The organism is Streptococcus sp. HSISS2, assembly GCF_000448665.1.
Lineage (GTDB): Bacteria > Bacillota > Bacilli > Lactobacillales > Streptococcaceae > Streptococcus > Streptococcus raffinosi.
Window position 1 is genome coordinate 1539409 of sequence record NZ_CM002133.1, and the last position, 1863, is coordinate 1541271.

Below are 1863 nucleotides of genomic sequence, written 5' to 3' on the forward strand. Positions count from 1 at the left end.
GACTACCTTCTGGGCAGAACCGACAACCCACGGATAGCCACCGAGGCAGACCAAGGTCCAGACGACATCGACGAAATCATAGCTAACGCCATGATGTTCGACGGCAAACCACTGACTGATGATGATAAGCGGGCTATCCGTGGCATCATTGCGGGTTATATGAGCAGCAAGGGAGATTGAGGATGAAAGAAATAATCTATCTGGACACAAATTTAGTTAACTCTCTACTCGCTCAGAAAAATGCGGGGTTGGTCACAAAATTGGTTAATGAAAACAGTGAATCAGACTCTAATGCAGAGGGCGGTTTTGATCAAACTGCAACTTCTGTTTCTGGTGGAGTTTCAACTTTAATCAAGGCAGGCGCTAATCACTCAGCTATCGCGAACGAAAATTACAATATTGTCTTCTCACGTTCAAACAGAAATCTAATCGAGACAGCATTAGATGATTACTCTCTTGATTTGCTACTTCAAGAGTTGGAAGGTAACAAGCTTTTAAAAACTTCCGACTTCCAAGATGGCGACTTTGTCTTTGCTGTAGGGAAGCTTGACTTCTTTGACTTTGAACAATTAAAAAACGTCTTCACTTTTGATGAAGTTGAAGATATTCTTCCTGAATATGACGAGTTTAAAAAGCTTCAGTCCAAATACAAAAGAGAAAAAAATAACACTAGGAAAGAGCAATTAAAAAGCAAGATTTCGCATAACGGTTGGAATAACTTAGAGTCCATTAGGTCAATGTCAGCCTATTTCGAAAGGTTATTTCCATCCTCTAACTTGGCCAAAGTATCAAATACTATTAGTGTTTTGCCTAAGGAATTCATGAAGGTCCCAACTGCCCAACTTGGTCTTATGCAGCTCAGCGGAAGACAAATAAAAATACTAGGTATCTGCTCATCTACATTTGATGAACAGACACCTAGTGACTTGTCTATGATGGCTAACAGTATGGAAGTTTTGAAAAAAGCACCTACAGCAATCCTTACAATAATGCTTGACTCATTTGGCTTGGTATCAAGTGGCGATTATTTAATTCGTCCTATCGCTATTTATTACGAGGGTTAAAAAGGTGACTATATCTACTTTCAAAAGACTTTCGCTTAGATTCCAGTTCTTTCTGGCTATTCTTAATCAAGGTGTGATTGTCCGTCCTATTCTTTAGGTTACGTTCTCTCATTCTTGAGTGTTGGTCTTCGATAGATTGCTTGTTCTGTTTTATCTCGTTAAGGAACAACAACTGAATCACCGCCTCTCTATATAGTATTTTAGCAAAAAGGAAACCGCTAGTAAATAATATCATGGAGGCCTTATGCCTGAAAAAGAATTGCTTGAGCAGTTCAACGTGTCTCTTTGTGAGTTCGACTCTAGCCAGTGGCCACGAGATGGGTTTCTGGACCCTGTCAACCGTGTTGTTTACATCAATAGGGATTTGTCTGCCGAAAGACGTTTAAAGGTCCTACTGCACGAATTAGGGCACTTAGAACACAATCCCAAACACTACGAGCGACTGCGTGAGAAATATGAAGCTCAAGCTAATAGAAATATGATTCATGGATTGCTAAAAACGAAAATCTGGATGATTTTAATTATGTTCACTTCATGGAAAAATATAATCTCACCACGATTTGTGATGAGACGTTTGTTAAAGATGAATATCTAAAAATGATGAGGAGTTGATATGAAACTTTTGAAAAAATACAAATGGTATATCTTAACAATTATAGTTTTATTCTTCCTTGGCTTAATGTTTGTGCCACGGTCTGGGAAGGAACCAAAGGAAACAAAACAGTCTAAAACTGTCAAAGTAACAAAGCACACCACAAAGCCAAGTAAACATAGTTCTTCTTCGACTTCAAAAACTTCT

At 38.7% G+C, this 1863-nt stretch carries 2 protein-coding genes and 2 pseudogenes; all 4 read left to right on the plus strand.

Features of this window, described 5'->3' with window-relative positions:
- Nucleotides 1–180: pseudogene (locus HSISS2_RS06875) on the plus strand (XRE family transcriptional regulator); the annotation flags it as partial.
- A gap of 2 nt (nucleotides 181–182) precedes the next feature.
- Entirely contained in the window at nucleotides 183–1064 is an 882-nt protein-coding gene (locus HSISS2_RS06880; RefSeq protein ID WP_021146046.1) for a hypothetical protein, read from the plus strand.
- Between the two features lie 244 nt (nucleotides 1065–1308).
- Entirely contained in the window at nucleotides 1309–1659 is a 351-nt protein-coding gene (locus tag HSISS2_RS06890; protein ID WP_240472008.1) for an ImmA/IrrE family metallo-endopeptidase, read from the plus strand.
- Between the two features lie 18 nt (nucleotides 1660–1677).
- Nucleotides 1678–1863 (plus strand): annotated as a pseudogene (locus tag HSISS2_RS11490) (hypothetical protein); the annotation flags it as partial.